Source organism: Pseudomonas sp. 2995-3, assembly GCF_002742565.1.
GTDB lineage: Bacteria > Pseudomonadota > Gammaproteobacteria > Pseudomonadales > Pseudomonadaceae > Aquipseudomonas > Aquipseudomonas edaphica.
In genome coordinates this window covers 42420-59432 of the sequence record NZ_LJSB01000210.1, presented here as the reverse complement: position 1 = coordinate 59432, position 17013 = coordinate 42420, and the positions used below count along the sequence as shown (strand labels likewise).

Annotated in this window: 20 protein-coding genes; 10 read left to right on the top strand and 10 right to left on the bottom strand. The window is 59.9% G+C overall.

From position 1 onward, the window contains the following. Nucleotides 1-14: 14 nt before the first annotated feature. The 5 genes from AOA62_RS19235 to AOA62_RS19215 form a co-directional block, all read right to left on the bottom strand. On the bottom strand, nucleotides 15-1805 hold the full coding sequence (locus tag AOA62_RS19235) for a DUF1302 domain-containing protein (RefSeq protein ID WP_099549448.1): 1791 nt from the start codon (nucleotides 1803-1805) through the stop codon (nucleotides 15-17). 482 nt (nucleotides 1806-2287) lie between these two features. Then, on the bottom strand, nucleotides 2288-3199 hold the full coding sequence (locus AOA62_RS19230; protein WP_017135080.1) for an SDR family oxidoreductase: 912 nt from the start codon (nucleotides 3197-3199) through the stop codon (nucleotides 2288-2290). Nucleotides 3200-3372: 173 nt separating this feature from the next. Continuing rightward, nucleotides 3373-4275, bottom strand: a complete 903-nt coding sequence (locus tag AOA62_RS19225; RefSeq protein ID WP_099549447.1) for an alpha/beta fold hydrolase — start codon at nucleotides 4273-4275, stop codon at nucleotides 3373-3375. Then, nucleotides 4275-5057 carry a class II aldolase/adducin family protein gene (locus AOA62_RS19220; RefSeq protein ID WP_017135082.1) on the bottom strand — a complete coding sequence of 261 codons (783 nt, stop codon included), beginning with the start codon at nucleotides 5055-5057 and terminating at the stop codon, nucleotides 4275-4277. The genes AOA62_RS19225 and AOA62_RS19220 overlap by 1 nt, the downstream gene beginning before the upstream one ends. Nucleotides 5058-5333: 276 nt before the next feature. Continuing rightward, nucleotides 5334-5789, bottom strand: a complete 456-nt coding sequence (locus tag AOA62_RS19215) for a flavodoxin (RefSeq protein ID WP_099549446.1) — start codon at nucleotides 5787-5789, stop codon at nucleotides 5334-5336. A 129-nt stretch (nucleotides 5790-5918) separates the two neighbouring features. Between AOA62_RS19215 and AOA62_RS19210 the strand changes: the two genes are divergently transcribed. Together AOA62_RS19210 and AOA62_RS19205 are read left to right on the top strand one after the other, a co-directional pair. Further along, entirely contained in the window at nucleotides 5919-6386 is a 468-nt protein-coding gene (locus tag AOA62_RS19210) for a PAS domain-containing protein (protein WP_017135085.1), read from the top strand. A 58-nt stretch (nucleotides 6387-6444) separates the two neighbouring features. Then, nucleotides 6445-7050, top strand: a complete 606-nt coding sequence (locus AOA62_RS19205) for a hypothetical protein (protein ID WP_099549445.1) — start codon at nucleotides 6445-6447, stop codon at nucleotides 7048-7050. A 2-nt stretch (nucleotides 7051-7052) separates the two neighbouring features. On the opposite strand, the gene AOA62_RS19200 is transcribed toward AOA62_RS19205, so the two are convergent. Further along, on the bottom strand, nucleotides 7053-8012 hold the full coding sequence (locus AOA62_RS19200) for a MerR family transcriptional regulator (RefSeq protein ID WP_099549469.1): 960 nt from the start codon (nucleotides 8010-8012) through the stop codon (nucleotides 7053-7055). A 210-nt stretch (nucleotides 8013-8222) separates the two neighbouring features. Here AOA62_RS19200 and AOA62_RS19195 point away from each other — a divergent pair, with 210 nt between their 5' ends. Genes AOA62_RS19195 through AOA62_RS19170 form a run of 6 tightly spaced genes read left to right on the top strand, consistent with a single transcriptional unit; the run spans nucleotide 8223 to nucleotide 11147 of the window. Next, a complete protein-coding gene (locus AOA62_RS19195) occupies nucleotides 8223-8780 on the top strand; it encodes an antibiotic biosynthesis monooxygenase (protein ID WP_099549444.1) in 558 nt (185 codons plus the stop codon). Nucleotides 8781-8837: 57 nt separating this feature from the next. Continuing rightward, nucleotides 8838-9548: a dihydromonapterin reductase gene (gene folM / locus AOA62_RS19190; protein ID WP_099549443.1), complete on the top strand. Its 711-nt coding sequence runs from the start codon at nucleotides 8838-8840 to the stop codon at nucleotides 9546-9548. Nucleotides 9549-9568: 20 nt separating this feature from the next. Next, nucleotides 9569-10129 carry a GTP cyclohydrolase I FolE gene (gene folE, locus AOA62_RS19185; protein WP_017135090.1) on the top strand — a complete coding sequence of 187 codons (561 nt, stop codon included), beginning with the start codon at nucleotides 9569-9571 and terminating at the stop codon, nucleotides 10127-10129. 2 nt (nucleotides 10130-10131) lie between these two features. Next, a complete protein-coding gene (gene folX / locus AOA62_RS19180) occupies nucleotides 10132-10503 on the top strand; it encodes a dihydroneopterin triphosphate 2'-epimerase (protein ID WP_017135091.1) in 372 nt (123 codons plus the stop codon). Nucleotides 10504-10519: 16 nt separating this feature from the next. Next, the gene (locus AOA62_RS19175) at nucleotides 10520-10816 is read left to right on the top strand and encodes a DUF1244 domain-containing protein (protein WP_099549442.1); all 297 of its coding nucleotides are present in this window, start codon (nucleotides 10520-10522) and stop codon (nucleotides 10814-10816) included. Then, nucleotides 10809-11147, top strand: a complete 339-nt coding sequence (locus AOA62_RS19170) for a HopJ type III effector protein (RefSeq protein ID WP_099549441.1) — start codon at nucleotides 10809-10811, stop codon at nucleotides 11145-11147. Before AOA62_RS19175 ends, AOA62_RS19170 begins: the two co-directional genes overlap by 8 nt. Nucleotides 11148-11335: 188 nt before the next feature. Here AOA62_RS19170 and trxB read toward each other — a convergent pair whose 3' ends face one another. Continuing rightward, the gene (trxB, locus tag AOA62_RS19165; protein WP_017137935.1) at nucleotides 11336-12298 is read right to left on the bottom strand and encodes a thioredoxin-disulfide reductase; all 963 of its coding nucleotides are present in this window, start codon (nucleotides 12296-12298) and stop codon (nucleotides 11336-11338) included. A gap of 292 nt (nucleotides 12299-12590) precedes the next feature. On the opposite strand from trxB, the gene cysZ reads away from it, so the two are divergent. After that, nucleotides 12591-13355 (top strand): sulfate transporter CysZ, encoded by a 765-nt coding sequence (cysZ, locus tag AOA62_RS19160; protein WP_017137936.1) that lies wholly within the window; start codon nucleotides 12591-12593, stop codon nucleotides 13353-13355. A gap of 54 nt (nucleotides 13356-13409) precedes the next feature. Beyond that, complete coding sequence (locus tag AOA62_RS19155; RefSeq protein WP_099549440.1) at nucleotides 13410-14588, top strand: glycosyltransferase family 1 protein; 1179 nt, start codon at nucleotides 13410-13412, stop codon at nucleotides 14586-14588. A 107-nt stretch (nucleotides 14589-14695) separates the two neighbouring features. Here AOA62_RS19155 and AOA62_RS19150 read toward each other — a convergent pair whose 3' ends face one another. The 3 genes from AOA62_RS19150 to AOA62_RS19140 all read right to left on the bottom strand — a co-directional run bounded on the left by AOA62_RS19150 (nucleotide 14696) and on the right by AOA62_RS19140 (nucleotide 17013). Then, entirely contained in the window at nucleotides 14696-15799 is a 1104-nt protein-coding gene (locus AOA62_RS19150) for an NADH:flavin oxidoreductase (protein ID WP_017137938.1), read from the bottom strand. Between the two features lie 165 nt (nucleotides 15800-15964). After that, nucleotides 15965-16447, bottom strand: a complete 483-nt coding sequence (locus tag AOA62_RS19145) for a glutathione peroxidase (protein WP_065930526.1) — start codon at nucleotides 16445-16447, stop codon at nucleotides 15965-15967. Between the two features lie 101 nt (nucleotides 16448-16548). Continuing rightward, nucleotides 16549-17013 (bottom strand): CreA family protein, encoded by a 465-nt coding sequence (locus tag AOA62_RS19140; protein ID WP_017137940.1) that lies wholly within the window; start codon nucleotides 17011-17013, stop codon nucleotides 16549-16551.

Genomic DNA, 17013 nt, shown 5'->3' with positions numbered 1-17013 from the left:
TTCCTTAAACCAAGTCAGAAGTTCACGCCGAAGCTGAGGGCGATAAAGTCGCGGTCGGTGAGGGTGTTGTAGTCACCGCCGAAAAAGTCGGTGTAGCTCAGGCTCGCGGTGTAGGTGTTGCGGTAGTCCGCATCCACGCCGACGCTGATCGCCTTGGCGCCTTCGTTGAAAATGCCGTTGGGGCCGTAGCCGCTGACGTCATGGGACCAGGACAGGTTGGGCTTGAGGTTCACCCCGGCGAACACGTTGTTGTAGTCGAGGATCGCGCGGGCGCGGTAACCCCAGGAGTTCGCGGTGACGAAGCCGTCGGTGTCGCCGCCGAAACCATAGGCGCCATACACCGAATCGCGGCCATAACGCAGTTTGGTCTTGGCTTCCAGCCCGCCGACGTGCACATAGGCCGCCTCGCCCACCAGCGTCAGGCGTTCGGCGCCCAGCACCTGGTCGAAGAATTGGGTCATGGTGCTCTGGATCTGGGTGATTTCCTTGCGGCGGTAACCTGAGTTGTCCGAGCCGAACGAACTGCGGATCGGCGAGGCGGTTTGGCCGGCAATCGGGTTGACCAGCGCCAGGGTCAGGTCGGTGGTGTTGAGTTGCACCGGCGCATTCGGCCGATAGCTGATTTCGCCGGTCCAGGCCGTGCCGGTGGGCAAGGTGGTGGAGAAACTCGCGCCGTACAGGCGGATGTCTTCCGGGTAATCGAGGTAATACTGGCCACGCCCGAGCATGGTGCTCTGGGCCAGGCCCGAACCACTGCCGGGCGCGATGGCGTTGGCAGTGCTGACGATGCGGCCGATGGTGGCCAGGTTGGTGTTGGCGGTAATCGTGCCCACCGTTGGCGTGCGGCTGTGGTAGTTCATGAAGTAGAGGCCGTACTCGGTGTCATCGCCCAGCCAGCGCAAGGCCGCACCGAACTGGCCGCCATCGCGCGCTTCGCGGTCGTTGGCGCGCTGCACCACCACGCCTTCGCGCGTCACCTGAAAGCCCTGGCCAAATGCTGCGGCCACCGGTTGCAACGGCGCAATCGCCGGGCTGCCGACCGTGTAGTTGCCATTGCAGCCGTGAGCCACTACATCGTTACCGAAGAAGGTGCCGCAGTTATCCACCACGGTGTTTTCCCAGTTGAGCTGGTAGAAGCCTTCCACCGACAGCTGGTTAGTCAGGCTTTGGGACGCGAACAGCATGTTGACCGGGATCAGGCCTTCCTTGATCTCGGCGCCTGGGCGGCGGAACGCCGAGACGTCGATGGGGTTGATGCTGTTGATCGAGTTACCGATAAACGTACTTTCACCCCAGCTCACCACCTGTTTGCCGACCCGCACGGCGCCCGGCAAATCGCCGATGGAATAGTTGTGATACACAAAAGCATCCAGCAGCTCGTAGCCGGACGAGCGCGCACCTTCGTCGCGGTGGTTGTTGCTGATTTGCTTGAACTCGCGGTTTTCGTCCTGCAGTTCGAAGTCATACCAGTACTTGCCGCGCACAAAGATGCCGCTGTCGCCGTACTTAAGCTCCAGGTCGTGAATGCCCTTGAAGATCTTGGAGAAGGTCTCACCCTTCTTGAAGTTCAGCCGCCCGTCATCACCGGTGGACGCCTGCCCCGTGCCGCCGTTGGGAATGCCCACCAGCTTCTTGTCAGCATCGCGCATGCCCCAACTGGCGCCGACCGACAGCGAGGAATCGAATTGCCCTTCGATCTCGCCGATGTTGAATGAAACAGCCTGCGCCTGGGCGCAGAAACCCAGCGCAACCGCCGTGGCCAGCGCCTGTGGCGTGAAGATGGCGCGCATTGTTGTTTTTGTCATGCGTCTTCCCCGGTGAGTGACAGAAGGCCCCACCCTACTGCCGCCCCTCGGGAGCGATAAGCGCACCAAAGGGGTATTCGTGGTGTCGCTCGAAAGGATGAACAGGCGCTCTGGCCGCGGTTTGGGCGCCACCATGGATTAGGCAGATGGCGGATTATCAGGAGGATGGATAGCGCACCGGCGATCATTACTGAAATTGCAACAGTCCTTGTCCTGAACTGCTATTACTCATTTTGTTACAACCGACTATTCTTAACGCACTTTCAGGGCAAATGGCCCGCTTGGGTAAATCCAGGAAAAGTCTGATTCCAATAGATTGGCCTAATGTTTCAATCTATTACCGCTGTTCACTGACGTTGATTTGTCGCTCCTTGATCCAACGTCTTACTTCGGCCGCTGCGTTTGCAGCGGCCTTTTTTATACCCAAAATAAAACGGGGCGCCTTTAGCGCCCCGTATTATTCAACTGTGTTCAAGCAACGATCAGAGGCTGAACTTCTGCAAATTGGCCATCATCTCTTTCAACGCTTCGATGTTGTCCTTGGGGTGCGCAGCGCCTTCGAAGTCGCAGATCTGCGCCCAGTGCGCCGCCACATCGTCGGGTGAGAACCCGGCCTCAGGGTCAAACCCCACGCCCAGGCTGCGCTCCCAGCGGGTTTTGCCGATCCAGCCGCCGCCGACTTCAAACAAGCCCGAGGTGTCCTGGCACGCCTCGCTGCCCAGGTACACCACCAACGGGCTGACCAGTTCCGGCTTGAGGCGTTCGAACACCTGCGGCGGGATCAGGCCTTCGGTCATGCGCGTGCCGCCGGTGGGGGCGATGGCATTGACCAGGATGTTGTTCTTGCGCCCTTCCAGCGCCAGGGTGCGGGTCAAACCGTAGAGGCCCAGCTTGGCCATGCCGTAGTTGGACTGGCCGAAGTTGCCATAGATGCCCGAGGTGGACGCGGTAAAGATCACGCGGCCATAACCCTGCTCGCGCATGTGCGGCCAGGCGGCGCGGGTAACTTTGTAGGCACCTTCGACATGCACGCGGTACACCAGGTCCCAGTCACTGTCGTCCATTTTGTGGAAGGTCTTGTCGCGCAGGATGCCGGCGTTGTTGACCACCACGTCGACACGGCCGAACACGTCGAGAGCGTGCTGGACGATCTTGTCCCCCTCGGTTACGGAGTCATGGTTGGCCTCGGCAGTACCGCCCGCCTCGCGAATCTCCGCCACTACACGGTCGGCGGCCGAGGCATTCGCGCCTTCGCCCTGGGTCGAGCCGCCGAGGTCGTTGACCAGCACTTTGGCCCCGTGCCTGGCAAACAGCAGCGCATGGGCACGGCCCAGCCCGCCGCCGGCACCGGTGACGATCACGACCTTATCCTGGAACTGCACTGACTCACTCATACCGAACTCCGTTGGCGACATTGGCAATGGGTTGAGTGTCACGCACGCAGCCTTTGGTCACAATAAACACGGCCGAGGCTGAATGGTGCTCAATAAGACAGCGCGATGATCAACCGGCTGTTGTGGCGAGGGAGCTTGCTCCCGCTGGGCTGCGCAGCAGCCCGGGATTGGCCTCAGGAGTAGGCCACTCGCGGCGCCGGCTGAGCGATGCGTTCACGAAACGCCAAATAATGCTTGAGCACCAGCACCGGCGCTTCGATCTGCGGGTAGTGGCCGATATTGGTCAGTAATACCGAGTCGGCATTGGGCACCAACTGGCGATAACGCTCCACCATATGCGCACCGGAAATGGGATCGACTTCTCCATCGATTACCCGCAGCGGCACTTCATTGCGTTGCATCGCCACCACCCAGCGTTCACGCAGACGGCGGCGCTGGGGAATGTAGGCAATCAACTTATGCAGGATACGCGGGCCGTCATTGCAGTTGATCAAGCTCCAGAAGTCATCCAGTGCACTTTCACTGGGCCGCGTGTTCGGGCCGAAAATCTGGCTGAAACTGTTCGACAAAGCGTTGCGCCCAAAGGCACGGCCGATCATCCAGCCGAGTGGGCTGAGCAAGAGTTTCTGCACCAATGCCGGGCGATGGGTCTCGGGAAACAGCCCACCATTGAGGAACACGCAGCTGGCCATCAGGAAGCGGCCGTCGTAATGGCGCGCCAGTAATTCCTGGGCCACGCTGTCGCCATAGTCATGGGCCAACACATGCACCGGCCGCTCCACACGCAGGTGTTCGAGCAGCGCCTGTTGCAGGTCGGCCTGCTCCAGCAGGCAGTAATCGTGGTTCAGCGGCTTGGCCGAATCGCCAAACCCGAGCATGTCGCAGGCGATCACCAAGTTACGCTGGGCCAGGGGCTGCCACAGGTAGTGCCAGTCCCAACTGGCGGTGGGAAAGCCATGAATCAATAGCAACGGCTCGCCCTGCCCCGCTACCCAGTAACGGATCATGTGGCCACGAAAGAGAAATTCCTGGCCACGTTTGCGCCAGGCTCTGAGCGGTATCTCGGCGAGTGGCATCAGCTTTTATACCCGGGATCTTGCAGGTCCAATTTACGCAACAGCGCCGGCCACGCCAGTGCACCACCCATACCTTGCGCGCTCTTTGTGACAACCGCCACCATCGCCTTGGCACCCGCCAGAATCTGCGGCTCAATGGCAATTAATTCGGCGCCGCCGTTTTGCGCCAGCACCTGGATGTCGCAAGCGCGCTGGAAGGTGAACATCATTAAAAACGTGTCGGCGATCGAACCAGCGCAGGTCAACAGACCGTGGTTGTGCAGCATGAGGAAATTGTTGTCGCCCAGGTCCGCCTGTAAGCGGGCTTTTTCTTCAGGGTTGAGCGCCACGCCTTCATAGGCGTGATAGGCCAGGCTGGACAACACAAAGGTGGATTGCTGGCTGATCGGCAGCACGCCCTGCTTCTGCGCCGACACCGCAACGCCCGCGGCGGTGTGGGTGTGCAGCACGCAGACCACGTCGTGGCGCACTTCATGGATGGCACTGTGGATGGTGTAGCCGGCGGGGTTGATCTCGTAAGGGCTGTCCATCAGCTTGTTGCCGGCCTGATCAACCTTGACCAGGCTCGACGCCGTAATTTCATGAAACATCAAGCCATAGGGGTTGATCAGGAAATCATCGGTACCCGGCACCTTGGCGGAAATATGCGTGAAGATCAGGTCGTCCCAGCCATGCAGCGCCACCAGTCGATAGCAGGCCGCGAGGTCGACGCGGGTCTGCCATTCGGCAGCGCTGACCTGGTCTTTGACATTCTGTGGCGATAGAACAGGGGCTAGGCTCACGGCAACAACCTCCTTGGTTCGCGTTCTTATTATTTTTCTGGATGAGGAGCCAGTCTAGTCAGGCGCGATGACGCAAGGAGTTGCCTTGGCAGCCAGCTTGATGACTGAGCGAGTCAGTCATGAGAATAGTACAAACGGTGTCAGAGAAGTGCCGCCAATAAAGGCACGGCGAACAGGTTGAGCAAGCCCGTCAGTACGAGCCAGAACACCGGCATCAGCTTGCGCTGGGGCATTGCCTTTATCTGGCGTGGCGGGCCTTGCTGCGTGAATTCCCGGTCAAGCGCGCAGTGCAGTGACCAATTCGGCCAGCCAAGGCTCGGCGTCGGCTTCCGGGGTCACGCTTTCGCTGGCGTCCAGGCGCAGCATCGGCAGCACTTCGCGTACGCCCAGTTCGGCGAACAGTTCGCGCATTTGCTCGCCGCCACCGCAGAACGTGTCGCCATAGCTGGCGTCACCCAGGCCGATCACCGCACCGGGCAGGTCGCGCCAGGCGGCTGGCAGTTGGTCACGAATGGTCGAATACAGCGGTTGCAGGTTGTCGGGAAGTTCACCCATGCCGGTGGTCGATGTGACCGCCAGGAATGCCTCGGGGGCAAAGGCTTGCACGTCGGCCAAGGTGGCGCGTGGGTTGTGCCAGGCTTCAAAACCGGCGGCGTTGAGGATACCGGCGGCGTGGCGGGCGACTTCTTCAGCTGTGCCGTAGACCGAGCCGGAAAGGATGGCGACTTTCATCAATCTGATCCTGTAGTTGAGCGAAAGCGTGGGATATTAGCAGCTGACACAAATATTTCAGTGCACACCGTGCAACATTCAAAAGTTGCCATAGAATTCAGGCTTTAAAAACATGCGATGGATTGCTCAATGATCAACGCCAACCTGATGCAACTGGTGATCAACGCTTCTAACGACGGTATCGTCGTCGCCGAACGTGAAGGCCAGGACAAGCCGCTGATCTACGTGAACCCGGCGTTCGAGCGTTTGACCGGTTACACCCTGGACGACATCCTGTATCAGGATTGCCGCTTCCTGCAGGCGGGTGACCGTGACCAACCGGCGCTGATGGCCATTCGTGAAGCCCTCGACAGCGGTGGCGCCTGCCGGGAGATACTGCGCAATTACCGCAAGGACGGCACGCACTTCTGGAATGAGCTGTCGCTTTCCACGGTTTACAACAAGGCCGACAAGCAAACGTATTTTGTCGGTGTGCAAAAAGACGTTACGGTTCAGGTGAAAGCGCAGCAACGCATCGCTCAGTTGGAAGCCCAAGTGGCCGAGCTTAAAGATGAGCTGGCGGCACTCAAGGCGACGAGCGGAATTAACAAAGTGTAAAAAATGCGGTCTTTAGAGCGATAATGGCTTTTTAATGCCTCACCCTTGAGCTACATCAATGCAACGCGACGCGCTATTGACGCAGGACGAGCTGGATTTTATCCAGGACATGCAGCACAACCCGCAACTCAACCTGCGGGATGCCTGGTCGAGCCTGACCGTTAATGGCGGTGCGCAGATTCGCGATTTGCTCACGCGCCTGGCCGCTCACGACCACGTCACCATCCAGGCACAGTTCGACAACCAGCAACTGACCTTCCCGCTGCATTTGGTGGAAGACGAGTTTCATGCGGTGCATCTGCGCTTGGGCGTGCCGAGCATTTTTGAAGATGGGCCGATGATCCGTCCATGGCGCCTGGCGCTTGAAGCCCCCGTGGCGATGGAAAACGTCAGGGGCAACCCTGCCGCGCTATGGGTGCATGAGGTGTCATTCAAGGGCGTACTGGTGGAAATTCGCGGACGGGTCAAACCGCCGAAAACCTTTTCCCTGTGGTTCAGCCCGTCCGGTTACGAGCGTATTGCCTTGCGCGGCACGCTGGAACGGGAAACCGCGCGGGGTCTGTTCGCTTATAGCCTGAGCCAGAGTGACGCGAATGAGATCGAACGGTTACGCCAGTTCATCCTGCATCAGCACCGGTTGGTCCATCCGCACGTACACGCCTGAAATCAACTATCCAACTGGCCTGCAAGAAACTGCTGCAAGCGGCTCTGCATCTGGCGCCCTTCGCTGCCCAGGCAGCCGATAGACGAACCGGCCAGATCACCCTCGGCCAGGTCCGCAGCGGCACCGGCCAGGAACAGTGGGCAATCCAGGGTCAACGCCAGACGGTTCAGGCGCGCTGCCAGATCATGGTTATGCCAATGGTTGGAGAAAATCACCAGCGCCTTGGGCCGGATCTTTTCACACACCAATGTCAGTTCATCAAAGGGCTGGCCCATGCCCAGCACTTTCACCGGCGTGTCTTCGTGACTGAGCATCAGCGCCGCTACCAGCAGTTCCAATTTACGGCATTCGCCAGGCATGGCCGCCAGCAACACCCGCGGCGCGAGTGGGGCACTGGCAAGCTGCAAGCGCTCAAAGGTACGCATGCGCAGGAAGGTGTCGTAAAAAAGCCATTCACTGGCCTGGCCAAAATGCCCCTGGTGGCGCATCAGATCGCTCCAGAGGGGCATCAGGATGTCCTGGAACGCAACGTTCAGCGGGTAAGTCGCGAAAATCTGACCGTACAGGCTTTCCAATTGGCGATCGTCAAAGGCTTTGACCGCCTGCAGCAACCGCAGTCGCCACTGTGACCACTCACTCTCGTCGACCTTATCGCCCTCGGCACGAATGGTCTCAGCCTGCTGATCGTCACGGGCGAGGATCTTACCGACCTTGCTCACGGCCACGCCGCGTTCAATCCAGTCGAGAATACGATTGACGGTCACAATATCGGCGCTGGAGTAGAGCCGATGCCCGCTTTCGGTGCGCGTTGGCTGGATCAGGCCATACCGCCGCTCCCAGGCTCGCAGTGTGACCGGGTTCACACCTGTCAGTCTTGACACTTCACGGATCGGAAACAGCTCATCTGAGACGGTTGATTCCAGTTGCGAAATGCTATCAATGGGCACATTAATCACGGGCATTTTGAGCCAAAAAGCCAACGTTATTTGGGGTCCCATTTAACGCCTTTCTACCTGTCCTTTTCAAGGCCGTTACTTTTCGGACCACTGCCGCTGGCGTATTTCTTCAAAACAGGAATAATCCTTGCGTGCTTTTTGGTGATGGTCTTACCCGGCCGCCACCTTAGTGCGCCACCTACCCGCTTGGCGCACCTGATTACTTGGAGATACACAATGTCTACCTCTCCCGTCACCTTGATGGTTGCGCGCCGCGTGGCCAAAGGGCGCTATGAAGAATTGATGGCCTGGCTGCGCGAAGGCGAGCAATTGGCCACTGACTTCCCCGGCTACCTGGGTTCCGGCGTGCTTGCGCCGCCGCCCAATGATGATGAGTTTCAGATCATCTTCCGCTTCGCCGATGAAAAAACCCTGCATGCCTGGGAGTTCTCCGCCTCGCGCAGCGCCTGGCTAAGCCGTGGCAGCGAACTGTTTGCCGACCCGTCCGAGCATCGCGTCAGTGGCATCGATGGCTGGTTCGGTGCCGTGGGTGCACGACCACCGCGCTGGAAACAGGCGGTGGCGATCTGGCTGGCATTTTTCCCGGTGTCGCTGCTGTTCAACTTCGGCCTGGGGCCGCTGCTCAGCGAGTTGGACATGTTCCCGCGTGTGCTGGTCAGTACCCTGGCACTCACGCCGCTGATGGTTTACTTCTTTATTCCTCTATCGACCCATCTGCTCGCGAGCTGGTTGCATCCAACACCAACGCCCAAGGCTACCCAAGCCGCTGCTTGAGTACAGGCGTGGCCGGTCGCTGGTATAGTTTCAACCTGCCAGCGACTCGAGCCTCCCATGACGGTAACCAACGCCCCGATCCTGATCACCGGTGCCGGCCAGCGTGTCGGCCTTTATTGTGCCGAGCGCCTGCTGGACGAAGGCCACGCGGTGATTTTCAGCTACCGCAGCGAACGCCCAGGCGTTGAGGCCTTGCGCGCGCGTGGCGCGCTCGGCGTGTTTGCCGACTTCTCCACTGAGGCCGGGATTCTGGCCTTTATCGCCGAACTGAAAACCCATACCGACAGCCTGCGTGCGATCATTCACAACGCGTCGGCGTGGGTTGCCGAAACACCTGGCGACGAAAGCCGCGCCTTTACCGACATGTTCAGCGTGCACATGCTTGCGCCGTATCTGATCAACCTGCATTGTTCACCTTTGCTGCAACGCTCGACACCCGCCGATATCGTGCACATCAGCGATGACGTGGTGCGCAAGGGCAGCCGCCAGCACATCGCCTACTGCGCCACAAAAGCCGGTCTCGACAGCCTTACACTTTCGTTCGCTGCGCAGTTTGCGCCGCTGATCAAGGTCAACGGCATCGCGCCGGCGATGGTGATGTTCAACGCGGGCGATGATGCGGCGTACCGCGCCAAGGTGCTGGCCAAGTCAGCGCTGGGCATCGAGCCTGGGCCTGCGGTGATCTACCAGAGTGTGCGTTACCTGCTGGACAACCCGTATGTCACCGGAACCACCCTGACCGTCAACGGCGGGCGGCATATCAAGTAAGCCGTTTGTGAGGATGTTGTATGACCTTGTCCCTGCCCCAACACTACCGCGAGATCCTCAAAGGCCTGGGCGAAGACCCGGAGCGCGAAGGCTTGCTCGACACCCCCAAGCGCGCCGCCAAGGCCATGCAGTACCTGTGTCATGGCTATGAGCAGGACCTGGAAACCATCGTCAACGGCGCATTGTTCGCCTCCGATAACGACGAGATGGTGATCCTCAAGGACATCGAGTTGTATTCGCTGTGCGAGCACCACCTGCTGCCCTTTATCGGCAAGGCCCATGTGGCCTATATACCGACCGGCAAGGTGCTGGGCCTGTCGAAGCTGGCGCGCATTGTCGACATGTACGCGCGGCGCCTGCAGATCCAGGAAAACCTCACGCGGCAGATCGCCGACGCTATCCAGCAGGTCACCCAAGCCGCAGGCGTGGCGGTGGTAATTGAAGCCAAGCACATGTGCATGATGATGCGCGGCGTGGAAAAACAGAATTCAACCATGAACACCTCAGTGATGCTCGGCGCGTTCCGCGAGTCGAACACCACGCGTATGGAGTTCCTGCAACTGATCGGACGGAGCAAGTAGCAATGCCACAACTTCAACCAGGCATGGCGCGCATCCGGGTCAAGGACCTGTGCCTGCGCACCTTTATTGGCATCAATGAAGATGAGATCAACAACAAGCAGGACGTGCTGATCAACCTGACTATCCTGTATGCCGCCCAGGAAGCCGTGCGCGACAATGACATCGACCACGCGCTGAATTACCGCACCATTACCAAGGCGATTATTGCCCACGTCGAAGGCAATCGCTTTGCGCTGCTCGAACGCCTGACGCAAGAGTTGCTGGACCTGGTGATGAGCAATGAGTCCGTGCTGTACGCCGAAGTCGAAGTGGACAAGCCCCATGCGCTGCGCTTTGCCGAGTCGGTGTCGATAACCCTCGCAGCCAGCCGCTGATAGTTAAGTGAGCCTTATGAACGATCAACAACGCCTCGAACTCGAAGCCGCCGCCTTCCGCCGGTTGGTGGCCCACCTGGACAGCCGCAAGGATGTGCAGAACATCGACCTGATGAACCTCTCGGGCTTTTGCCGCAACTGCTTATCCAAGTGGTACAAGGCCGAGGCCGACGAGCGCCACATCGAGCTGAGCCTCGATGATGCCCGCGAAGCGGTGTACGGCATGCCGTATGCCGAGTGGAAAGCCCAATACCAGCAAGAAGCCAGCGCCGACCAACAGGCGGCGTTCGCCAAAGGAAAACCCCATGACTGATCTGAACACCCTGCGCGCCAGCCTCAACAGCGGCGAACATGTTTTTGCCGACACCCTGGCTTTTGTAGCTGCCGGTTACGACTACCAGCCGCAGGCTTTTACCAATGGCGGCGTAGAAAATGCTGCTGGTCAGAACGAAGGTTCATGCAAGACCTTGGGCTTGGCGCTGCTGGAAGGCTTGAGCGACCAGGAAGCGCTGCTGGCGTTTGGTGAGCATTACCGTTCGGTGGTGGCAACGCCGGAGGGCAGTGATCACGGCAATATCCGCGCGTTGATTGTGCATGGTTTGGCCGGCGTGAAGTTCACCGCACAGCCCCTGACCCGCCGCTGATTTAATCTGCCACCCCGGTTTAAGGTGGGAGCTGGCTTGCCTGCGATAGCGGTGTGCCAGCCACCACCGCTATCGCAGGCAAGCCAGCTCCCACATTGAATCGGGTTGGCACATCAGCACTGTGGTGCGGCTTGAATCGTGCGCATAAAAAAACCGGCCTCTCAGCCGGTTTTTTCATTTCAACGGGTTTAGAACGCAGCGTCCTTCAAACCGTCGAGGTAACGCTCAGCGTCCAAGGCCGCCATGCAACCGGCGCCGGCCGAGGTGATGGCCTGGCGGTACACGTGGTCAGCCACGTCACCGGCGGCAAAGATGCCTTCGATGTTGGTCGCAGTGGCGTTGCCTTCACGGCCGCCTTGCACAACCAGGTAGCCATCTTTGGCTTCGAGCACGCCTTCGAACAGCGAGGTGTTCGGGGTGTGGCCGATGGCGATGAACACGCCGTCGACTTTCAGCTCGTCGAAGCTGCCGTCGTTGTTTTTCAGGCGAGCACCGGTCACGCCCATGTTGTCGCCCAGGACTTCATCCAGGGTGGCGTTGAGCTTGAGGATGATCTTGCCTTCAGCCACACGGGCGTGCAGTTTGTCGATCAGGATCTTCTCGGCGCGGAAGGTCTCGCGGCGGTGAACCAGGGTCACGGTGCTGGCAATGTTGGCCAGGTACAGCGCTTCTTCCACGGCGGTGTTGCCGCCACCGACCACAGCGACCGGCTTGTTACGGTAGAAGAAACCGTCGCAGGTCGCGCAGGCGGAGACGCCTTTGCCCATGAACGCTTCTTCCGATGGCAGGCCCAGGTAACGGGCGCTGGCACCGGTAGCGATGATCAGCGCGTCACAGGTATAGACACCGCTGTCGCCGGTCAGGCTGTAAGGCTTTTTCGAGAAGTCGACTTGGTTGATGTGGTCGAACACGATCTCGGTTTCAAAGCGCTCAGCGTGCTCTTTCATACGCTCCATCAGCACCGGGCCGGTCAGGCCGTGGACGTCGCCCGGCCAGTTGTCGACTTCCGTGGTGGTGGTCAACTGACCACCTGCCTGCATGCCGGTAATCAGCAGCGGCTTGAGGTTGGCCCGGGCAGCGTAGACGGCAGCGCTGTAACCGGCAGGGCCGGAACCGAGAATAATCACTCGCGAATGACGGGTATCAGACATGACTCACTCCTATCGACCGCCCGGACCACAAGGCAGCTGGAATAAAAAAGGACCGCGAAGCACTTGGGGAAGGCTTGAACTCGCAGGCCCTGAAAATAATGGGTGCAGCGTATAGAGGGGGGCAAGATTAAGGAAATACGGAATAACAATCCAGCTCATAGGTGGTCTCTATGCAGTCGCCGCGATTAATCGACACCCTGGTTGCCTAGATGTTACCGCTGATGTCGCCGCTTTCGCCGAAGAAGCAAAGCCGGTAAGGTCGGCGCGTTCGTCTTCTTGCTCGGAGTTCTCCATGCCTGCCCCTGCTCTTTCTGGCCCGCAATACCTGCGTGAAGGCCTCAAACTGGTGTTGAGCCCTGGCCTGCGCCTGTTTGTGCTGCTGCCGTTGGCGATCAACCTGGTGCTGTTCGTCGGCTTGATCTATTTCGCCGGCCATCAGTTCAGCCTGTGGGTCGACACTTTGATGCCGACGCTGCCTGGCTGGCTGAGTTTCCTCAGCTACATCCTGTGGCCCTTGTTTGTGGTGCTGGTGGTGTTGATGGTGTTTTTCACCTTCACCATGCTCGCCAATATCATTGCTGCGCCGTTTAACGGTTTTCTCTCGGAGAAAGTGGAGGTGGTGGTGCGCGGCACCGATGACTTCCCGGCCTTCAGCTGGGGCGAGTTGATGGCCATGGTCCCGCGCACCCTGGCGCGGGAAATGCGCAAGCTGGGTTACTTCCTGCCACGGGCCATCGGCCTGTTTATCCTGTCATTCATTCCGGTGGTCAACCTGATCGCCGCGCCGCTGTGGCTGCTGTTCGGTGTGTGGATGATGGCGATCCAGTACATCGACTACCCGGCGGATAACCACAAGCTGGGCTGGAACGAAATGCTCGCCTGGCTGCGCCAGAAGCGCTGGCAAAGCATGAGTTTTGGCGGCATTGTTTATCTGGTGCTGCTGGTGCCGGTGGTCAACCTGCTGATGATGCCGGCGGCCGTGGCCGGGGCTACGCTGTTCTGGGTGCGTGAGCAAGGGGCAGAGGCGATGGCGCGGCAGGCGATAGCCAAGTCATAAATCCATCATCCTAGAGTCACAATGACGACATGGCCCACGGTGACACTGTGGGTCATGACGACAGCCTCGCTCCACATCACCCTGATTACCGAAACCTTCCCGCCGGAGATCAATGGGGTGGCCAATACCCTTGGCCGCCTGTGCGAGGGTTTGCGCGCGCGCGGCCATCAGGTCGAGTTGGTGCGCCCCCGCCAGGGCACCGATCAAAGCCGGCCTAGCGACGATGGATTGCTGCTGTGTCGCGGCTGGCCACTGCCGGGGTACCCGGGGCTGCAATGGGGCCAGTCGTCGATGCACAAGTTGCTGCGGCGCTGGACACGCCAGCGCCCGGACGTGCTGTACATCGCCACTGAGGGGCCGCTGGGGCTGTCGGCACTACGTGCGGCGCGGCGCCTGGGGATCAGCGTGGTCAGCGGGTTTCACACCAACTTCCAGCAGTACTCCAATCAATATGGCTTGAGCCTGCTCAGCCGCATGGTGACCCATTACTTGCGCTGGTTTCACAACCGCTCGACCCTGACCCTGGTGCCCAGCGCGAGCCAGCGCCTGGAGTTGGAACGTCGCCACTTCGAGCGCCTGGGCATGTTGTCACGCGGCGTCGACAGCCAGTTGTTCCACCCCGCCAAACGCGATAACGCGTTGCGTGAAAGCTGGGCGCTGAATAACGATCAAATCGCCGTACTGCATGTAGGCCGACTGGCACAGGAAAAAAACCTGGGGCTGCTCAAGCGCTGCTTTGAAACCTTGCAGGACACCTACCCACTGCGCCAGATGAAACTGATCATCGTCGGCGACGGCCCGCAACGGGCGACGCTGGAAAAGGAACTGCCCGAGGCAGTGTTCTGCGGCACCTTGCGCGGCGAAGAACTGGCACGGCATTACGCGTCCGGCGATGTGTTCCTGTTCCCCAGCCTGACCGAAACTTTCGGCAATGTGGTGCTGGAAGCCATGGCCTCCGGCCTGGGTGTGGTGGCTTACGACCAGGCGGCCGCCACCCAGCATATTCGCCATGGCTACAATGGCGTGCTGGCGATGCCAGGGGATGAGGGCGCGTTTTGTGACGCTGCCAATTGGCTGCTGGAAGATGCGGAGAGTTTGCGCCGCATGCGCTTGAATGCTCGTCAGCATGCGAGCCGCCAGGGCTGGCCGGCGATTATCGAACAGTTTGAGCGCCAATTGCGCGGGGTGTGCGGCGAGCGGACAGTGATTGCAGGGCAGTCGCGGTTGATCTGATGCCTGTGTTGGCCGTTAGATCGCTATCGCGGGCAAGCCCGGCTCCCACATTGGAACGCATTTTCCTGTGGGAGCCGGGCTTGCCCGCGATGGCGTCGGAGCAGACGCTACACCAGGCTGGTTAACGCCTCACGACTGAACGGCAGAATGTCGCCCTCACGACCTTCGCGCACCTTCACGGCCCAATCCGGGTCCACCAGCAGGGCACGGCCCACCGCGACCAGATCAAACTCATCGTTGTTCAGACGTTCCAGCAGCTTTTCCAGGCTGGCCGGTTGGGCGACCTTGTCGGTGTTGACCATGAACTGCAGGAACTCGCCGTCCAGACCCACACTACCGACAGTGATGGTCGGCTTGCCGGTGAGCTGGCGGGTCCAGCCGGCCAGGTTGAGGTCGGAGCCTTCGAATTCCGGTTCCCAGAACCGACGCGTGGAGCAGTGGAAAATGTCCACACCGGCGTCGGATAACGGCTTAAGAAACTCACCCAGCGCCTCGGGGGTTTGCACCAGGCGTGCGGTGTAGTCCTGCTGCTTCCATTGAGAGAAGCGCAAGATGATCGGGAAGTCCGGGCCGACGGCGGCGCGGGTGGCCTGGATCAATTCAATGGCAAAACGCGAACGGTTGGCCAGGCTGCCGCCGTATTCGTCAGTGCGCTGGTTGCTGCCCTCCCAGAAGAACTGATCGACCAGATAGCCGTGGGCGCCGTGGATCTCCACACCATCCATGCCGATGCGCTGGGCATCCTTGGCGGCCTGGGCGAAGGCGTTGATCACGTCCTTGATGTCTTGTTGGGTCATGCCATGGACGACGACGTTGCCGTCCTTGAGTTTCTCCATCGGGCCGTAGGCCGGCACGCTGGCGTCAGGCTCGGTGCCGATACGGCGCACGCTGCCCACGTGCCACAGCTGCGGGACGATCTTGCCGCCTTCGGCGTGTACCGCGTCCACCACCTTCTTCCAGCCGGCCAACGCGGCCTCACCATAAAAGTGCGGGACGTTCGGGTAGCCATTGGAGGCCTGATGGCCGACCACCGTGCCTTCGGTGATAATCAGGCCCACGCCCGCAGCGGCGCGGCGGCGGTAGTACTCGATGACTTTGGAATTGGGTACGCCACCCGGCGAGAACGAACGCGTCATCGGCGCCATGACCACACGGGTGGACAGTTGCAGTGCACCGAGCTGGAAGGGTTTGAACAAAGCCTGGACGGGCATGGGAGCACTCCACATAAGAGGGATTTATGATGTGGATAATATGAGCCGTGCCGCGTGCTGGGTAGCACTATTGATCTGGGTGATTAAGGGGTAAAAGTGATGAGGGTTTAGGGCTGCTGCGCAGCCCAGCGGGAGCAAGCTCCCTCGCCACAGTGCAGGAACGATTCAGCTCAAGGCTTTTTCGATGGCCTGTACGATCGTCGGATCATCCGGCGCCGTGCGCGGCGAGAATCGCGCCAGTACTCGCCCATCCTTGCCGAGCAGGAACTTCTCGAAATTCCAGGTGATATCCCCGGGAAACTCAGCGCCCTCGCCCGCCAGCAAGCGATACAGCTGATGGCGATCGTGGCCATTGACGTCGAGTTTGCTGCCCAACGGAAAGGTCACGCCGTAGTTCAGGCTGCAGAACGCCTGAATTTCCTCTTCGGTGCCCGGCTCCTGGCCTGCAAACTGGTTGCACGGCAGGCCGAGTACGGTAAACCCCTGGCCCTTATACTGCTGGTAGAGGTTTTCCAGCGCCGCGTATTGCGGGGTCAAGCCACATTTGGAGGCCACGTTGACCACCAGCACCACTTGCCCCTTGAAAGGCGCCAGCGGCAGCTCTTGTCCGTCCAAAGCTTTGAGTTTCAGGTCGTGGAAAGCACTCATGACGAACTCCAGATATCCCATGTTCTTCGCGTTGCGGCTGTTCGAGATTACAGACCACAAGCCTGCAATCATAGACGCCGATTGAAAAACTCGCCCGCCGGTTACTGCGCGGTCGGCCAGGGCAAAATCGGAATCGCGGTGACCGCATTCTGCGGGCTGCCTTCGATCAGACGGTCGCTGTAGACCAGGTACACCAAGGTATTGCGCTTCTTGTCGAGGAAGCGCACCACCTGCATGGTCTTGAACACCAGCGAGGTGCGCTCCTTGAACACTTCGTCGCCATCCTTGAGCTCGCCCTTGAAGTGAATCGGGCCAACCTGACGGCAGGCAATCGACGCTTCAGCGCGGTCTTCGGCCAGGCCCAGGCCGCCTTTGACGCCGCCGGTCTTGGCACGCGACAGGTAGCAGGTCACGCCGTCGACCTTCGGGTCATCAAACGCCTCGACCACAATACGGTCGTTGGGGCCGACAAACTTGAACACCGTCGACACCTGGCCGATTTCTTCGGCCGAGGCCAGCAACGGCATGGCCAGCAGCAGGCCGAGTAATCCTTTCATGACACGCAT